Origin of the sequence: Caulobacter sp. NIBR1757 (genome assembly GCF_027912495.1) — a bacterium.
GTDB lineage: Bacteria > Pseudomonadota > Alphaproteobacteria > Caulobacterales > Caulobacteraceae > Caulobacter.
Genome location: NZ_CP115463.1, coordinates 2,995,575 through 3,011,904 on the forward strand (window position 1 = coordinate 2,995,575; position 16,330 = coordinate 3,011,904).

Sequence of the window (16,330 nt, forward strand, 5' to 3'; positions counted from 1 at the left end):
TTCATGCCCAAAGATGTTTCGGTGATGGTCGATCCCCGGGTCGCGCCGCAGGACTGCACCACGATGGCCGAGGTCAGGGTCGGCGTTGACGCCCTCGACCGCGCCCTGGTGGCGCTGCTGGCCGAGCGCCAGGGCTATATGGACGCCGCCGCGCGGATCAAACCCGACCGCGGCGTCGTGCGCGACGTGGCGCGGATCGAGGACGTGGTCGCCAAGGTCAAGGCCGCGGCCACCGAGGCCGGCCTCAGCCACGCCATCGCCGAGCCGGTCTGGCGCACCCTGGTGGACCGCTGCATCGCCTATGAGTTCGGCGTCTGGGACAAGACCCGCTAGCCCTTCAGCGAACGCAGCATCTGCTCGTGCTGATAGGCGGCGATGTCGAGCAGCGCCGCGTCGAGGGCCGCGTGCACGGCCGGCAGCACGCCCGTCCCATCCCGCTCGGCCCGTTCGCAGACGTCGGCCAGGGCATTGGCGCCGATTCCCCGCGCCGCGCCTTTGATCGTATGCAGGGCGTCGCTCCAGCCGGGGTCGCCAGGTTGCAGCATCCGCGACCAGATGGTCGCCTGTTCGCGGAACAGGTTCAGCACCTCGTCGATGACCCCGAAGTCCCCCGCGGCGAAGCTTTCGAGGTAGGGAAAATCGACCGCGCCGGTGATGTCTCGCTTCGCCAAATTAGGCCCCTTGTGTCCCGAGCAATTTCGAGTATGTTCCGCGCCCTCGCCGCCGGGTACGCCCGAACCGTCGATACGGGTGCATAGCTCAGTTGGTAGAGCAGCTGACTCTTAATCAGCGGGTCGTAGGTTCGAATCCTACTGCACCCACCATTCCCCGCCCACCGTCTCAGTTGAATATTTGAACAGAGACGGTGGGGGTGGACGCTATCAGAACACTCTCTGGGTTCCCTCATTGGGTTCCACCTGTTGAGTAAATCCCTATCAGGACTTCTCAACCGTCACCATTCGCTACGGAGAGGGAATCGCTTCGGCCTGCCCATCGTTGGAAATGCGCGGCGGAATTTTCGGACTTGGCGTCAAACTCCGCGTCTGAATTTCATACAGCGCCACCATCAGCCAGGCGTGCCTGCGCAGCAGATTTGCGTCATCGAACAGCCTGGCAATTTCTGAGATCAAGCGTTCAGCCGGGACCGGAACCCGGAGCCCGGCCTCTTCCCCGGCCCACTTCGGCGCTTGTCGGGGAATTTCGCTGAGCATTTCTCCGGCCAGCACCGCCTTCTCGGCGGGGAGCTGTTCAGTCGCCTCGCGGTGGCTCGCCTTCACCTGGTCGACGAGCCTGAAAAAGGTTGCCGAGGAAACCTGAGGGTATCGGCTCTGAATTTCCTTCCACCGCTTGCCCCCGCCTTCCAGCAGTCGGGCGGCGATATCATTCTCGAGAGCGGCGCGGACGCGATCGTCTATCATTTTGCACTCCTCACTATCGATTTCGATAGTGAGGTTATGGCGGCACGACCGTCCCAGACGTGAATCGCGGAAACTCCAGGCGCAATTTTCGGGGCCTGCGCCGAGGCGAATTAAATTCGCCTCGGCGTCTTTGTCCAATCGCCCGCAAATTCGGGCACGCCCCTGGAGGCTTCGCTGGCAGCGCCCAAAATCCCCTCCAGGAGGTCCGCCCACTTTGCGAGCGCATCCCGCCGCTGGTCGAAAAGTTCGTTGCGGGAATAAATTCGAGACACCGTCGATGTCGTCCCAAGGCGCTGTAGGTGTACTTGCGCTCTGGCGCCCCGCCCTTGGAGAGGATGCGCGCATCCCTTCTGCGGCTGGCGTGCACATAGCGGATCTGCAGCGCCGTCGCCGTGGCGTCGATCCAGATCAGCCGCTCGTCGGGGTTGGGCCCCATCACCGAGAACCGGCCGCCGGCCGCGTCCTGGTCGGTGGTCCCCTCGGGGATGTTGATCATCTCCTCCACCGCCACCTCGGGACGCAGGCCGTCGGTCAGCTCGACCCGCCGGGTGTCGGCAATGGTCGTCGCCGCCCGGGCGCTGTACCAGCGGGCTCCCAGGGCGTCGTACAGGTCCTGCTCGTGGTTGCCCGCCGTCAGCGCGCCCTGGCGGGCCAGGGTCAGATTGCGCCGCTCGTCATAGGCGAAGTAGCGCACCCCGTCGTAGGTCATCGCGCCGTCGGTCCGGTAGGTGAAGGTCTTCTTCGCGGGGCTGCTGCCCTTCCTGTTCGGCGGCATGTCGATGACCGCCGTGGACCGCGCCGCCGAACCGGTGGTGCAAGAGATTCGCCGCCAGTTCCGGGAGAACCCCGGCATCATGACCGGCGAGGTGAAGCCCGAGTACGGCCGGCGCGGTCACTGCAATTCCAATATATAAAGCCCTTCCTTACGTGCGGACTCTGCAACCGCATCCAATGTTGGACTGTCATCCACATAAAGACTGTGAGCAAAAACACTATGAAGTGAAATCTCGACGTCTATTTCATTGATTAGAAATATCGTACCAAGCTCTGAGTGTCTATCTAATAAAGAATCCATAATTAGAATGGGTAGTTCAATCCGCTCAAGCTCTACTGCATCGCCGCCAGAAAATTCTGATAGTGCAGATCCTTCAGAAATTTCTAAGTAAAATTTTATGTAGCGCTCACACAAATCAAAGAATGGTCTAAGCTGCTTCAGCTCGACCGCACCGTTAAAGCTAACCCATTTCAAGGCCCTGTACTCGTCTTCACTCAACCAATGATCGAACGCCGAAACGTAACATCGCGGGTTCTGCCGCGCACGTTGACCCACACCATGCATCTCAGCACCATATTAGACAGAATAAGGAGATCATCATTCCCTGGTAAGAGTACCCCGTTCGTTAACGGAATAAAGTCTTACCCCTTTTTTCGAGTACAGCTTCCATTGCGAACCTCCATGTTCTGGTCCTTCGTTCTCCTGGATCCAGTATCCGGAAGTGGGGTCGCGCCAGGCAGGTAATCCAGCATACTTTGATTTCCCAGGAAGCTTTCCTTTCTCAGAAAACCAGTCAAGGCTGATCCGGTCCCCGTCTCGGGCGTGATTGGCCGGGGTAAATCTTAGGTGACGATCATCTAGCGGCTTTTCAATGGACTTCAGACAGCAGCCGGTCAACTCAGTCATCAAGGCGGTAAGCGCCCTTTGTGAATGAATATTGTACGCGGCGTCACCCTTGATTGTTGCAAAGGTACGAATCCCGCCAGGCCGGATTATCGTTACAGTCGTATCCGCGGTTCTCGCGCGGCTTGTGAACCGCTCCCTTGCCTTCATTCCACGGATCGGCGGCCCGCGGCGTGCCGGTCTCACAGTCGGCGTCAGCGTGATCTCGACTTCCGACGTCCCTGTCGGGTCCGCGCTCTCAAACGGACTGTTGGAGACGTATGAGTACATATTCGGCCCGTCGTCATAGCCGATGGGATCGGGTTGCATGAACCTGCCGAGTGCGGGTGAGTAGGCTCTGGCCTTGAAGTGGTAGAGGCCCGTCCAGCTGTTGAACCGCTGGCCGGTGAACCGCCAGGGATAGCCGGTGACGTTATCGCTGCTCTCACCGAAGGCGCTGTAGGTGTACGTGCGCTCCGGCGCCCCGCCCTTGGACAGGATGCGCGCATCGCCCCGGCGGCTGGCGTGCACATTGCGCACCTGCAGCGCCGCTGCCGTGGCGTCGATCCAGGTCAGCCGCTCGTCGGGGTTCGGCCCCATCACCGAGAACCGGCCGCCGGCCGCGTCCTGGTCGGTGGTCCCCTCGGGGATGTTGATCATCTCCTCGACCGCCACCTCCGGCCGCAACCCGTCGGTCAGTTCGACCCGCCGGGTGTCGGCAATGGTCGCCGCCGCCCGGGCGCTGTACCAGCGGGCTCCCAGGGCGTCGTACAGGTCCTGCTCGTAGTTGCCCGCCGTCAGCACACCCTGACGCGCCAGCGTCAGATTGCGCCGCTCGTCATAGGCAAAGTTTCGGACCCCGTCGTAGGTCATCGGACCGTCGGTCCGGTAGGTGAAGGTCTTGGTGTCGACCTTGGGGTACTGGTTCAGTCTGTTTGTAGGGTCATAGACCGAGGCTGCGATCAGCGGGCCAATTTTGAGATCGTCAGTATCCGCCACGCTTGGATATAACTGGTGCCTGTTCAAGCGCTCAAGCTCTCAGTCTTGAAGAGGCTGAAGAGCTTCGATGGCTGAAGCCATATTCATCGAAATGCGCTTTGGCCCTCGGAAGTTACGACCCAAGCTCCTCAGCTCTATTTCTCATTGCTGCATGGAGAGAACGCGCCCCGCAGATTGCCGCTTGATATAGAACGGCCGAAGTTTGTTCCAAAGTAATACTCTCCAACGTCAATTCTCACGTTCTTTAGATCTTCTCTGAGGTCTCGGATCATTTCTCCGCTTTGGTCTTGGCGAACGCCATAAGTAGGGCAAAAAATTGAGAAGCTTAACGCGCCCTTTCTATCTACCTCAATAAATTCAGCAGGAATCCTGAAACACCCCAAATCGTTGCAATAGCTCAACCCAACAACGGTCCTCTTGCTTCCGGCCGTTGACGACAGTTCCCGTACCCACCCTGCCGAATTGACGCTTAGCACGGCCTGGCGCGGCAACCTGCGGACGACCGAGATGCTCTCGATGTCCAGCCGAGCACTCTCGCCGGCGTCGCTGCCGCACGAGCCCAAGCTGGCTAACGCCACTCCAGCTATCAGGGAGGCCTGCGACAGTTTCACTCCATCGTCCTTTCAAGGATTTCCTCAGCAGTTTTCCCCTTCGGCCCCACTTCCTGCATGTGCTCACCGAGGTAGTCATGTGGCGCCGAAGAATTTATTTGCGTGTCGGGCTTATTGCCACCGCGCTCGACCATTGTACGACCACCCAACCACGCCAAGAAATCACCGACCGTTCTTATCGTGCCAGTCGCAGTAATGTTCGTCCACGTTCCAGGTTTAATTGTAAAGGGCGTCGATGTAGCAGGCCCAACTGGATCAACGGTGGTCAAATTGTCGACTTTTACGCCAGATTGACCCAACATTTCAGTCAATATCATTGCTCTAGGACCGCCCATACTGAAGCCAATGATGTTGAGATTTTCTTTCTCTCCGCGCTCTTGCGAGTCCAGCATATTTGCCGAAATCTGCCCCGCGAGCGTCTCATCAGTCTTCGTCCAATCTATAACGACAATTCTCTCACCAGGCTTCAAACCAGCCAGGCGCTCTGCATAGTCCTTTGAATTATGATAGCTAATCCCAGATCTTTCTCCAGCGCCTGTAATAATGATTGTCAGAAGGCCGGTTGGGTCATTCGCATTGATCGGATCATTCTGGACGTACGCGTAGATATTTGCCCCATCCTCATACCCGATGGGATCGGGCTGCATGAACCGCCCCAAGGCCGGCGAGTAGGCCCGGGCCTTGAAGTGATACAGCCCGGTCCAGCTGTTGAACCGCTGGCCGGTGAACCGCCAGGGATAGCCGGTGACGTTGTCGGTGCTCTCGCCGAAGGCGCTGTAGGTGTACTTGCGCTCCGGCGCTCCGCCCTTGGAGAGGATGCGAGCATCTCCCCGGCGGCTGGCGTGCACATAGCGGACTTGCAGCGCCGTCGCCGTGGCGTCGATCCAGATCAGCCGCTCGTCGGGGTTCGGCCCCATCACCGAGAACCGGCCGCCGGCCGCGTCCTGGTCGGTGGTCCCCTCGGGGATGTTGATCATCTCCTCGACCGCCACCTCGGGACGCAACCCGTCGGTCAGCTCGACCCGCCGGGTGTCGGCGATGGTTGTCGTCGCCCGGGCGCTGTACCAGCGGGCTCCCAGGGCGTCGTACAGGTCCTGCTCGTAGTTGCCGGCCGTCAGCGCGCCCTGACGGGCCAGCGTCAGGTTGCGCCGCTCGTCATAGGCAAAGTAGCGCACCCCGTCGTAGGTCATCGGACCGTCGGTCCGGTAGATTGTGGTATCTCGGGAAAGACGGGCGGGCCATGCGCGACTGCGGCAGAAAGCGGATTCGCGCACAGATATTGCACTGTCACTGCAATCACCTTATCCGCTCATGGGCCTCCTGCCGCTATTTACTGGGTGAGTAGGACGTCAGATCTTCGAATTGATCCTCCGCGATCTCCGTCAGCGTCTTAAGGCTTCCCCCAATGACGAACTCCCCGCGCCCAACGTCGGATAGATCACAAGCGTAGGCCAACACTACATACTCCACAAACCGTGATGCCTCACGAAGATCTCGTGCCGGAATCAGCGGCCGCCAAGAAGACCCACGCTCATCAATATATACAAAGTCCTTTATTGTGCCAGATTTTGCTTCGCAGTTGACCTCTATCAAGCTCGATTGAATGTAAGCTGACCGAAGCACTCTCGGAAACTCGTCCGACAGCTCCTCCATGGGCCCCTTGGTCACAACTATAATGTTCACGCTCACTAGTTCGCGCCCCTCTTGGACTCCGCGCTTGCCAAATACCACCGAATTTTTACTGGCCCCAATCAACTGGACAGACGAAGGAACTAAACTCAAATCTCTCTGAACATGCGGCCCGTTCAGAAGAATGGCCAGAAATTCAATCATAGCTCTTCTCCGCACTCTGCACATACCTTTGGCGGCCAAGGCAAGTAGTAATATCGGCCAAATGGAAAACCTTCAGGATATCGACGAAGTATGATCGGATGACCGCAGAACGTGCAGCCAATGGCATAGGATCCGAAAGCGCCAACAAGGATCAATCCAATAATTATTGGCAAGCGAAGGTATAGAATCCCGAGAAACTCAAAAACGTCGGGCGAAAATATGCAGAGGCTGATACCCGCAACACATAGAACGTTCAGAACTAGATATGATTGTCTAGGACTCACGGCTTTTTCCTGCGCCCCTCACCCTCTCCCTTAGCATAGTCGACATACCTCGGCTCATGATTAATTTTGACATAGCCAAGGGTACCGCTAGCAATAGCGGTCGCATTGAATCCGCCTTTATAGACCAAATTTGGGCTAGCTCCGTCACGATCGATCGTCAGGCTTAGCGGACCAACTGAAACATCGAGTTGAATTTTAGCCCCATCCTTTGGCTTGCCAATAACGGCTTCGACCCCACCCTCCAATGAAAACTCAACACCGAGCACTAGTTTAACGCCGACAAAATCTCCTGCCTCGACGACTCTTCCTTCCCAGCTATCCCAAACCTCATACGCTCCCAGCTTGGTCCCCCCTCCAGCGCCAGGAACCGCATTCAGTTCCATGAACTGGTAGGTTGTCGTATACCTTTCACCGCACCGAAGACCGCACCCCTCATAATTGTCCTGGATTGAGCTTTTGAGGTAAGCGCTCGCATTGAAGTAATCCCCTACTTCGCCATTCTCCCTTATGTTTCCCTTTTCGCATGTGAGACATTGCAGGCCAGTAGGGTCTACCGCATTCATCGCGTCGTTTTTCACGTACGCATAGATATTCGGCCCATCGTCGTACCCAATCGGATCGGGCTGCATGAACCTTCCGAGTGCGGGTGAGTAGGCTCTGGCCTTAAAGTGATACAGCCCGGTCCAGCTGTTGAACCGCTGGCCGGTGAACCGCCAGGGATAGCCGGTGACGTTGTCGGTGCTCTCGCCGAAGGCGCTGTAGGTGTACTTGCGCTCCGGCGCCCCGCCCCTGGAGAGGATGCGCGCATCGCCCCGGCGGCTGGCGTGCACATAGCGCACCTGCAGCGCCGCTGCCGTGGCGTCGATCCAGATCAGCCGCTCGTCAGGGTTCGTCCCCATCACCGAGAACCGGCCGCCGGCCGCGTCCTGGTCGGTGGTCCCCTCGGGGATGTTGATCATCTCCTCCACCGCCACCTCGGGACGCAGACCGTCGGTCAGCTCGACCCGCCGGGTGTCGGCAATGGTCGTCGCCGCCCGGGCGCTGTACCAGCGGGCTCCCAGGGCGTCGTACAGGTCCTGCTCGTAGTTGCCCGCCGTCAGCGCGCCCTGGCGGGCCAGGGTCAGGTTGCGCCGCTCGTCATAGGCGAAGTAGCGCACCCCGTCGTAGGTCATCGGACCGTCGGTCCGGTAGGTGAAGGTCTTGGTGTCGACCTTGGGGTACTGGTTCAGGCCATTGGCCACCGGATATCTCGCGGCGACAACGGCCGCGCCTGTCGGGGGATCATCCGAAACCGCCAAGATTGGCGAAAAGTGGCGCATGTCCCCACATTCCCCCCTTCAGAAACCGGAGGTTTCTCGAACCCGTCGCTGCCTGCGGGCGAGGTCGGGATACGAGTCGATCTGATCTTCACGGATCCGCCGTACAATGTGCTGATCGACGGCCATGTTTGCGGATCGGGAGGTATCAGGCGCCGCGAGTTCGCCATGGCTGCCGGAGAGATGTCCAAAGCGGCATTCACAACCTTCCCCACCGACACACTAGGCGCCTCTGCAAGGGCGAGGCGGGCCACGCCTGACTGCGGCAGAAAGCCGATCCGCGCAAGACTAATGCACTTTCACCGTAACCCGCGAAGCCACTTGATCAAATCAGGCTTGAGCGCATTTGTTTTTGACCCTTCTGCGCTTTTCGCACGGCCCTCTGAATTTAAATCCCTGTAGAACTCTTGAGCAGCCAAAGCGGCAGATTTCAATACAGTCTCATCACCGGAATCTAATGACGAAAGAATAGTATCCTTCACTTCACTGTTCAGCGCAGTGATCCGTGGAAGCGCGCGAAGGCTGGCGCACCTCACAAGCAAGTCCGCCCCCCGGCCCCTGCCCGCTGCAAGTTGAACTATAATTTTCGTTATGGCTGGAGAGTGGACCCCACGAAGGCCAATACCCACCACCCCAGCTCGAAGAACTTCAACATTATTAGTACAATTTAAAATCCCCCCCAATAGATCTAAATTGAGATGAGCCACATACTTTAAATATGGCATTAAAAGCTCGGAAAGCGCGTAGTCGTCCATTGATCGCAGGGCATACTCGACCTCCCCCTGCACTCCGCCCCAGTTCCCGGAGACTAAATTCTGCCGCAGGTCATCTATTGTCACTGCACCACCAACGCCTTACTCCTGCTCACAGGCGGCAGATAGCCATTGGCGTCCTTTATAGCGTTCTTGATTACCTTTAACTCGGCCTTATAATAATCATTCCTCGCTGACGGCATCTTTCCATTATTGATCCAGCCTTTTATCTGCGCTGCACGGTCTGACAACCCAGAAATCGCTTCGTTGACTTCATTTACATGGTCAAACTCCCCGCCGCCGGGCTTGTCATAGGATCGTATACCAAAATATTCGTTGCGTGCCGCTTCAAGATCACTACGAGTCAAATGATCTCGAATTATGTTGCCCGTGGCATTGGGAGATTGGTCGCCGGACCACGGACTAAAATCCGGATTGGCTACGGGCGTATCACCACTAAGCTGCGAGACTAGGCCCCACGGCGAGCGTCGGATTATCCCCATGATTAAGCCAAAGGTTCTGGAGTTGTCCCTATAGCCATTGTCACCGGCCCCCCGGCTCGTGGCTTGCCATCCCCAAATTTTTCGCCCGGCTTGACAAACTTCGGATTGAATTTCTCATCGGCGAAGGTGCCTAGGGGGTCCAGGCAATTTATTGGATCACTAGTACAGTACGCATAGATGTTCGGCCCATCCTCATACCCGATGGGATCAGGCTGCATGAACCGCCCCAACGCCGGCGAGTAGGCCCGGGCCTTGAAGTGATACAGCCCGGTCCAGCTGTTGAACCGCTGGCCGGTGAACCGCCAAGGATAGCCGGTGACGTTGTCGGTGCTCTCGCCGAAGGCGCTGTAGGTGTACTTGCGCTCCGGCGCTCCGCCCTTGGAGAGGATGCGAGCATCTCCCCGGCGGCTGGCGTGCACATAGCGGACTTGCAGCGCCGTCGCCGTGGCGTCGATCCAGATCAGCCGCTCGTCGGGGTTCGGCCCCATCACCGAGAACCGCCCCCCGGCAGCGTCCTGATCGGTCGTCCCCTCGGGGATGTTGATCATCTCCTCGACCGCCACCTCAGGACGCAGGCCATCGGTCAGCTCGACCCGCCGGGTGTCGGCAATGGTCGTCGCCGCCCGGGCGCTGTACCAGCGGGCTCCCAGGGCGTCGTACAGATCCTGCTCGTAGTTGCCCGCCGTCAGCGCGCCCTGACGGGCCAGCGTCAGGTTGCGCCGCTCGTCATAGGCAAAGTAGCGCACCCCGTCGTAGGTCATCGGACCGTCGGTCCGGTAGGTGAAGGTCTTGGTGTCGACCTTGGGGTACTGGTTCAGCCCGTTGGCCGGATCGTAGACCGAGGCCACCGTCGCCGGATTGTACAGATAGTCGGTCGAGCCGTTGTTGACCGCGATCGTCTCACTGATCTGGCGGCCGGACTTGTCGTTGGCATAGCTGAAGGTGACGTTGTTGCTCCCGCTCCCCAGCGGGAAGGTATGCTCCAACTGCAGCAGGTCGTCGTCCTGCTCGTAGTAGTACTTTTGGATGCTGCCGTCGCCGAAGCTGAGCTGGGTCCGCCGGGACAGGTTGTCATAGGCGATCGTCACCGAGGCCGCCGGCAGGCCAGTCATGTTGACGCCGGTCGTCGTCACCCCCGTCATCCGGTTCAGGACGTCGTAGCTGTAGGTGGCGTAGAGGCCGCCCTTGTGGGCGGCGTCGCCGGTCCCGCTGGTCTGCTCGAAGCCGACCTCCGGATAGACCAGCTTGGTCAGGTTGCCGACCACATCCCATTCGTACTCGAACGCCCGGGTCATGGTGGTCGGGACCGGCGTGAAGTAGACGCCGGCGCCGCCCAGAACCTGGGTGATGTGTTTCTTGGGCCGGCCGGCGTCGTCGTATTCCCAGCTCTTGATTACCTGGTCGGTGCTGGCCGTTTCCATCCGCCCCGACAGTTCGTAGGTGAAGGCGGCATCCCGCATCCGGGCTTCTTCCGGCGGGTCATCGGTCTCGCAGACAGGGGTCGGCGCCAGGCAGGTCTTGACCGGGTCGCGAAGACCCTTTTCCCAGATCTTGCGGTCGAGGTTGTCGTAGCCGGCGACGATGTAGCGACCCTCTCGCGTGCGGAAGGTCAGGACATTGCCGGAGGCGTCATAGGTCGACTCCTCATAGGTGCTGTCCGTCGGGAAGATGGTCTTCATAAGACGGTCAAAGCCGTCGTACTGGAAGGTCGTCGAGCCCAGCGCCCGGGCATCGGTCAGCGACGCCTTCTGGCCGTTGAGGGTGTAGGCGTAAGTCTCGGTGTCCTGAACGCAGGCGATCCCGCCCGTACAGGTGACCCCCACCGCGCTCCTGACGATGCGCAGCTGGCCGCCAAGATCGTAGACCCATTCGCTCCGCTCGCCGGTCGGCGCCACGGCCGCCGTCTTGCGGTCCAGCTTGTCATACTCGAACAGCGCCACGTCGTGGTCGGGATCCTCGGTCCAGGCGATCTGGCCGGTCGGCGTATAGCCGGTCTTCCAGACCCGCCAGGCGCTTGCGTCGGTCAGAGCCGGAACCCCCGCCACCGCCGGATCGTCGTAGAACTTCTCGACCCTGGTCGGCCGACCGTCCTTGTCATAGGTCGTCCTGGCCCGCACGCCGAGCGGGCCGACGACCTCCAGGGGCCGCCGCAGGCTGTCGAAGGTGGTCGTTGTCTTCGTGGCTGTCTCGCCGCGCTCGTCCCACACCTCGGCGACGTTTCCATAGGCGTCACAGCGGGAGTATTTCTTCAGATTCTGCGCGACGTATTCGACCTGCACCAGCGTCGGACAGGCCAGCGCGTCGTAGCTGAAAGCGGTCCAGATCAGGTCCGGATCCTGTGATCGACTGAGCAGGCCGATGTCATTGTATTCGAACTTGTAGGTCGCCCGCAGGGTGCTGGCGGACGTGGCCAGCGGTCGCTTGGCCTCCTTCAACAGCGATTTGCCATTGCCGGTGTCGTAGTAGGTGAAGTCGGTGCGGTTGCCCCGGGCGTCCTCGATCCACTCCGGCTTGTTCCAGGTCGTGTTCCAGCTGGCCTTGATCTCCTGAGGCGCCAGAGACGAGCCGGGTTTGGGGTATTTGGTCAGCTTTGTCGGGTTATCGACGGCGTCGTAGGTGAAGGCGACCTTGTCGCCCTCCGGGAAGGTCCGCTCAAGGACGCGGCCGCGGCCGTCGAGCCGGGTGATCACCGGCGGGCGGGCGGTCTCGGTCCCATAGGGCGCAAAGAACAGCTCGTCGTAGTGCCGGGTCTCGCGCCCGCCGCGCAGGGTCTCCGACGCGTAGCGACCACCGGCCGGGTCCTGGCGCTCACCCCGGTAGCCATCGGCGATGAAGAACTGATGGGGCCCGCGGCCAGGCTGGCGGATCGCCGTGGCGTCCCTGGCCTCCATGACCCGGTTGGTCGAGTCATAGGTGTAGCGCAGGGACGGCACCACCTGATCAGACGGCCCGAACACCTCCAGAGGTCGGCATTCAAGGTCCGGACGCTGGTTGACCGTGCGGGTCATCTGCCGCCGGAAGGTCACCCTCGTCGTTTCGTTCTCGCTGTTCGTCAGCGACAGCGAGGCGCACGGATAGCCGCTGGCCGTGTCCAGGCTCGCCGTCGAGACGATCTTGGGCAGTTCCAGACCCGGGCCGATCGCCGTGGCCGTCAGCCCGGACTTGTAGAGACCCACATGGCTGGGGATGCTGCTGAAGCCTCCCGTGTAACCGCCCAGAACCTGCTCGAGGGCGTAGTAGTCGACCTTCAGCTCGACTCCCTGCGGGAAGGACCACTTGGTCATCCGCCAGCCGTGGTCCGCGTCCAGATAGGCCGCATCCGTGAACTGCTGGGCGCCCCAGTATTCGAACGTCTTCCTGTCGCCGTTGGCATTGGTCAGTTCGAAGCTCACGCCGTTGTATTTCCAGGCGCGGTTGACCGATTCCTTCTGATCGGCGCCTATCTCCCGCGTCCTCGGCGTCCTGGGCCGCTTCACTTCCCGGTCGCCGGTCATGACCAGCTTGGCCGCGCCCCCCTCGGTCGGCCGGAAGCTGTCGTCGATCAAACGCACGAACTGCTGGGCGTCGCCCCCGCTGAACACCGTGACGACGTTGAACAGCAGCCGCTTGGCCCACCAGTCGGCCGCCAGGGAGCCGATCACATCGCGCCGGCCGCCCTTGGCCATCTGGCCCCAGGTCTCCTGCATCGCCATGAAGGCCACGATCGTCGGAACAGCCGCCTCGACCCGGCTCTGTCCCATGCCCTCGAACCCCGAGTTGGAGATCGCCGCCGAGTGATCCCAGTTGGTCACCGGACCTTCACGGCGGGTGGGCGCCGTACCGGGGGTGGGGTCGACCGACGGCACGAAGCCGAGCGTGCCCCCACGCAGTTCCACGACGCGATCCAGCCGATAGGGGAACTCCCCTGTGCCGACCGAGGCCAGCACCGGGCTTCGGAAGCCGGCCTGGCCCTTGCGCATATCGACGCCCATTGCCGACGAGCGATCCACGAAGCGGTCCTTCAGGCTCTGGGCCGCCTCGTTGGGCTTGAAGTCCGACGCCGCCGTCACCGCGGGACCGCCGCCGCCCTTGGTCGGGTGGCCGTAGCGCGTCAGCACATTGGCGATGGCGACCGGTTCATCGGCGTTGTTCGGATCGTACCTGGTCGCCAGCAACGCGCCGCCGCGTTGCAGGCCGGGCAGGCGGGAAAAATGCGTCCGCGTGCGGGTGACCGTGTCGCCGGTGTTTATCTCTCCGACTTCAGAATAGAACTCCAGGTGCCCCCAGGTGCCGCCCATATCGCAGTCGTAGTTCTGCAACCAATCGAAGTCATTCTCGGGAAGATTCGGGTTTACGGTATCTGGCGGCGGCGACGCGCCCGGAAAGCGAGGCCCGGGAATGCAGCTCCAGCCGGCGTAGCCAGTCGTCGTGCCGCCGATATGGTGCTCGATCGTGTAGGTGTATTCGCCGTACTCCGACCCGTATCGGTGACCCGGACCGAGCGAGGCCTCGGCCGATACGGTCACATCGTAGTCCGCCGCCGCATATTGCTTGACGGTCCCCGACAGCTTGCCCCGCATGTTGTCGACCATCGGGAGCAGGATCTTCGGCAGCGCATCGAACCCATCGTTCGAAGGGTTGTAGGCAGCAACTTCCGTCGTACCGCCATCGAACATCGTTGAGCCTGCAAACGAGTCGGCCGCCAGGCCTCGCGCCGCCGTCGTGCCACCCGTCAGGTAGTAGAACGGCCGCGCGCTCTGCGACGGGGACTCGTTCGCCTCCGGGCTCAGACCCCAGGCGAACCGCGCCGCGGTCGATGCCGCATCGGGACTGTCGACCAGCTGAGCAATCACACTGCCCTCAAGGGCGGCGCCCGTCGCGGCGATGGCGTGGAGCGCGCCGCGACGCACCTTGGGATCGACCTCCGTCTGCCGGGAGACCAGACCGAATGACGTCTCGAGATCGACGACGGTGATCTCGTCGTAGGTCGATACGCCGCTTGGGTCGCCGCCGATCTCCATCCCTGGCTGCACAGGCGGGTCAGGGATTCGCGCCAGGTTCTGATCCTGACTGACTACGCCCAGGGTATGGAGGATAATCGGCTCGGCGTCGGCCAGTTCAGCATGCAGATGGGTGGCCCAGCTGAACTGGGCCAGCCATGTGGCGGCGATCTGGGCGCGCAGGCCATTGCCGGAAGGCTGGGCATCCGGCTGTTCGCCCAGCGGGTTGGAGATCATGGTCGCCGAGAGGAGTTCGAACGCCGACTCAGTGGCCCACTTGTCGACCATCCGCGACGAGGTCGAGCCCCAGGCGACGACCAGGGTCGCAGCATCGAGGATCTTGATCTGCTTGGTGACGATCGCATCGCCGTAGGTCCCGCCCGAGGCCGGGAACGGGTGGTCGGCCGTGATCTGCAGCACGATGTTCTGATGCAGCGTCCCCGGCAGCGGCGCGCCGATGTCCAGCCGCACCCCGTCCAGGATCAGCTGCGGCGTCCAGGTCTCCGTGGTCGGGGTGACCGGCTCCTCGCCGCCCTGCTTGGAGACCAGTTCCAGACGCCGGCCGTAGATCTCGTCGGCAAAGAAGGTGGCATTGATATAGACGGTCGGCGTCGGGGTCGTCGCCACCTCAGAGGACAGCTTCACCGTCGCCCGGTAGGCGTCGGGAATTTCCGTCCAGGTCTGCGTCGCGTAATACCGCGTTCCCAAACCGTTGTCTGGGGCCGCCCGCAGATAACCTCCGGCCGGCCTGGTCTCGGGTAGGATTCGACGCCCGCCGATGATGTCCGTAAGATTTGCGCCCTGCAGCGCCGGATCATTCTCAATGCGGTCCAGCAGGTCCTCGGCGGATCCCTGAAGCAGGCCGTTCAGGCCTCCCGGGTCGAAGGCGCCGGTTGTGCGGATATCGCCCGCGCCCTCTGTCGCCAAGGCCGGCGTCGCGGCATTCTCGATCGCCGTCTTGGTCAGACCGACCGTCGCCCGCAAGCCGTCCGTGGCAGTCGTGTTGATCCCGCGCGTCCCCTCGTGGCTCTTCAGGGACGGATCGAAGAACCGCCAGGCGCCGTCGATGTAGGCCTCAACCCAGATCTGGGCGACCTTGAAATTCTGCGCCTTCGACGCGCATTCGTTGTCGTAGGGAATCCCCCCGGTCGCCAGCACCATGCAGGCAGCGGCCTCGTCTGCTCCGGGCGCCCATTTCCCCTGACTTTCGGGATGAAAGAAGTTGACCCAGCCATACTTGAAGCGCGCATCGATTCCCGATTCCCGCAGCAGATCGACCATCAGCTGGGCCTGGTCGAACGGCGTCCCCGACTGATCGATGATCGTGCCCAGCGAACCCTTGTGACTGCCGAACATCAGCTCGGTTTCAATGGTGTTGTAGACGTACTCGTAGATCAGGTTGGGGTCGTGCCGCAGAGCACGCGCCAGCTCCCTGACCTCAGGTGCTCGGGGCCGGCCAGCAGCGGGGCAAATGTCCGGGTTACCCGGATAACGCTGGCACAGACCGTCCGTGTGGGTCGTCGTCAGTGCGGTCGGAAGACCCGCGAAATAGCTATCCGCCGCCGTCGGCGTGATCGGTACGCCCCGAACGATCGTCACGGAAGGCAGAGCCGGCAGGGCCGTCGATGTGCCGCCGCCTGATTGAGCGAATGCCCATGGAATGCGGTAGGCCAGGACGCCGGCTACAAGGGCAAGGGCGATCACCGACAGCCCAAGCAGCTTCCACGAGCGAACAACCGTCGCCACCGCCGTCACAGACCCCATAATCCCCCCGCCCCCGAAAGACGCGACGCCCCTCGCGTTCGACCCCAAACAACCTGGGCGCACTCCAAGCCAAGATTGCATTGCCGTCAAGCTTGACCAGCAATCGTATCCAGACTTTTGTCGCGACCAGTCACCGGGGGCATCAATGCAACCAAAAAGCCGTCAGAGCGGCTACGCACTCACCGACATGCTCGTCGGAATTAGCGTGCTGGGA

General features: G+C 61.2%; 13 protein-coding genes and 1 tRNA gene. 3 read left to right on the plus strand and 11 right to left on the minus strand.

The annotated features are described in order from the left end of the window. Nucleotides 1–3 precede the first annotated feature (3 nt). Complete coding sequence (locus tag O5I81_RS14790; RefSeq protein WP_271065622.1) at nucleotides 4–333, plus strand: chorismate mutase; 330 nt, start codon at nucleotides 4–6, stop codon at nucleotides 331–333. Here the strand turns inward: O5I81_RS14790 and O5I81_RS14795 are convergent. Continuing rightward, nucleotides 330–671: an Hpt domain-containing protein gene (locus tag O5I81_RS14795; RefSeq protein ID WP_271065623.1), complete on the minus strand. Its 342-nt coding sequence runs from the start codon at nucleotides 669–671 to the stop codon at nucleotides 330–332. The two genes, O5I81_RS14790 and O5I81_RS14795, sit on opposite strands and share 4 nt — an antisense overlap. Before the next feature lie 77 nt (nucleotides 672–748). On the opposite strand from O5I81_RS14795, the gene O5I81_RS14800 reads away from it, so the two are divergent. Then, nucleotides 749–824: transfer RNA gene (locus O5I81_RS14800), tRNA-Lys, on the plus strand. Between the two features lie 138 nt (nucleotides 825–962). Here the strand turns inward: O5I81_RS14800 and O5I81_RS14805 are convergent. After that, complete coding sequence (locus O5I81_RS14805; protein WP_271065624.1) at nucleotides 963–1,418, minus strand: hypothetical protein; 456 nt, start codon at nucleotides 1,416–1,418, stop codon at nucleotides 963–965. A gap of 34 nt (nucleotides 1,419–1,452) precedes the next feature. Further along, the gene (locus O5I81_RS14810) at nucleotides 1,453–2,127 is read right to left on the minus strand and encodes a hypothetical protein (protein ID WP_271065625.1); all 675 of its coding nucleotides are present in this window, start codon (nucleotides 2,125–2,127) and stop codon (nucleotides 1,453–1,455) included. 19 nt (nucleotides 2,128–2,146) lie between these two features. On the opposite strand from O5I81_RS14810, the gene O5I81_RS14815 reads away from it, so the two are divergent. Next, nucleotides 2,147–2,332 carry a sodium/proton-translocating pyrophosphatase gene (locus tag O5I81_RS14815; RefSeq protein WP_271065626.1) on the plus strand — a complete coding sequence of 62 codons (186 nt, stop codon included), beginning with the start codon at nucleotides 2,147–2,149 and terminating at the stop codon, nucleotides 2,330–2,332. On the opposite strand, the gene O5I81_RS14820 is transcribed toward O5I81_RS14815, so the two are convergent. The 8 genes from O5I81_RS14820 to O5I81_RS14855 all read right to left on the minus strand — a co-directional run bounded on the left by O5I81_RS14820 (nucleotide 2,311) and on the right by O5I81_RS14855 (nucleotide 15,951). After that, a complete protein-coding gene (locus tag O5I81_RS14820; protein ID WP_271065627.1) occupies nucleotides 2,311–2,691 on the minus strand; it encodes a hypothetical protein in 381 nt (126 codons plus the stop codon). The two genes, O5I81_RS14815 and O5I81_RS14820, sit on opposite strands and share 22 nt — an antisense overlap. A 99-nt stretch (nucleotides 2,692–2,790) precedes the next feature. Then, nucleotides 2,791–4,074 carry an RHS repeat-associated core domain-containing protein gene (locus O5I81_RS14825; RefSeq protein WP_271065628.1) on the minus strand — a complete coding sequence of 428 codons (1,284 nt, stop codon included), beginning with the start codon at nucleotides 4,072–4,074 and terminating at the stop codon, nucleotides 2,791–2,793. 607 nt (nucleotides 4,075–4,681) lie between these two features. After that, on the minus strand, nucleotides 4,682–5,875 hold the full coding sequence (locus tag O5I81_RS14830; RefSeq protein WP_271065629.1) for an RHS repeat-associated core domain-containing protein: 1,194 nt from the start codon (nucleotides 5,873–5,875) through the stop codon (nucleotides 4,682–4,684). Nucleotides 5,876–6,011: 136 nt separating this feature from the next. Beyond that, entirely contained in the window at nucleotides 6,012–6,518 is a 507-nt protein-coding gene (locus O5I81_RS14835; protein WP_271065630.1) for a hypothetical protein, read from the minus strand. Nucleotides 6,519–6,798: 280 nt separating this feature from the next. Next, nucleotides 6,799–8,043 (minus strand): RHS repeat-associated core domain-containing protein, encoded by a 1,245-nt coding sequence (locus O5I81_RS14840; protein WP_271065631.1) that lies wholly within the window; start codon nucleotides 8,041–8,043, stop codon nucleotides 6,799–6,801. A 374-nt stretch (nucleotides 8,044–8,417) separates the two neighbouring features. Beyond that, on the minus strand, nucleotides 8,418–8,873 hold the full coding sequence (locus O5I81_RS14845) for a hypothetical protein (RefSeq protein WP_271065632.1): 456 nt from the start codon (nucleotides 8,871–8,873) through the stop codon (nucleotides 8,418–8,420). A gap of 80 nt (nucleotides 8,874–8,953) precedes the next feature. Continuing rightward, nucleotides 8,954–9,373, minus strand: a complete 420-nt coding sequence (locus O5I81_RS14850) for a polymorphic toxin type 28 domain-containing protein (RefSeq protein WP_271065633.1) — start codon at nucleotides 9,371–9,373, stop codon at nucleotides 8,954–8,956. A gap of 2 nt (nucleotides 9,374–9,375) precedes the next feature. Further along, entirely contained in the window at nucleotides 9,376–15,951 is a 6,576-nt protein-coding gene (locus O5I81_RS14855) for an RHS repeat-associated core domain-containing protein (protein ID WP_271065634.1), read from the minus strand. Nucleotides 15,952–16,330 lie beyond the last annotated feature (379 nt).

Excerpts from the sequence above, each read along its gene's own strand:
- O5I81_RS14790 (WP_271065622.1), top strand. The coding sequence starts at position 4 with ATGCCCAAAGATGTTTCGGTGATGGTCGATCCCCGGGTCGCGCCGCAG.
- O5I81_RS14805 (WP_271065624.1), bottom strand. The coding sequence starts at position 1,418 with ATGATAGACGATCGCGTCCGCGCCGCTCTCGAGAATGATATCGCCGCC.
- O5I81_RS14810 (WP_271065625.1), bottom strand. The coding sequence starts at position 2,127 with ATGACCTACGACGGGGTGCGCTACTTCGCCTATGACGAGCGGCGCAAT.
- O5I81_RS14830 (WP_271065629.1), bottom strand. The coding sequence starts at position 5,875 with ATGACCTACGACGGGGTGCGCTACTTTGCCTATGACGAGCGGCGCAAC.
- O5I81_RS14835 (WP_271065630.1), bottom strand. The coding sequence starts at position 6,518 with ATGATTGAATTTCTGGCCATTCTTCTGAACGGGCCGCATGTTCAGAGA.
- O5I81_RS14845 (WP_271065632.1), bottom strand. The coding sequence starts at position 8,873 with ATGGACGACTACGCGCTTTCCGAGCTTTTAATGCCATATTTAAAGTAT.
- O5I81_RS14850 (WP_271065633.1), bottom strand. The coding sequence starts at position 9,373 with ATGGGGATAATCCGACGCTCGCCGTGGGGCCTAGTCTCGCAGCTTAGT.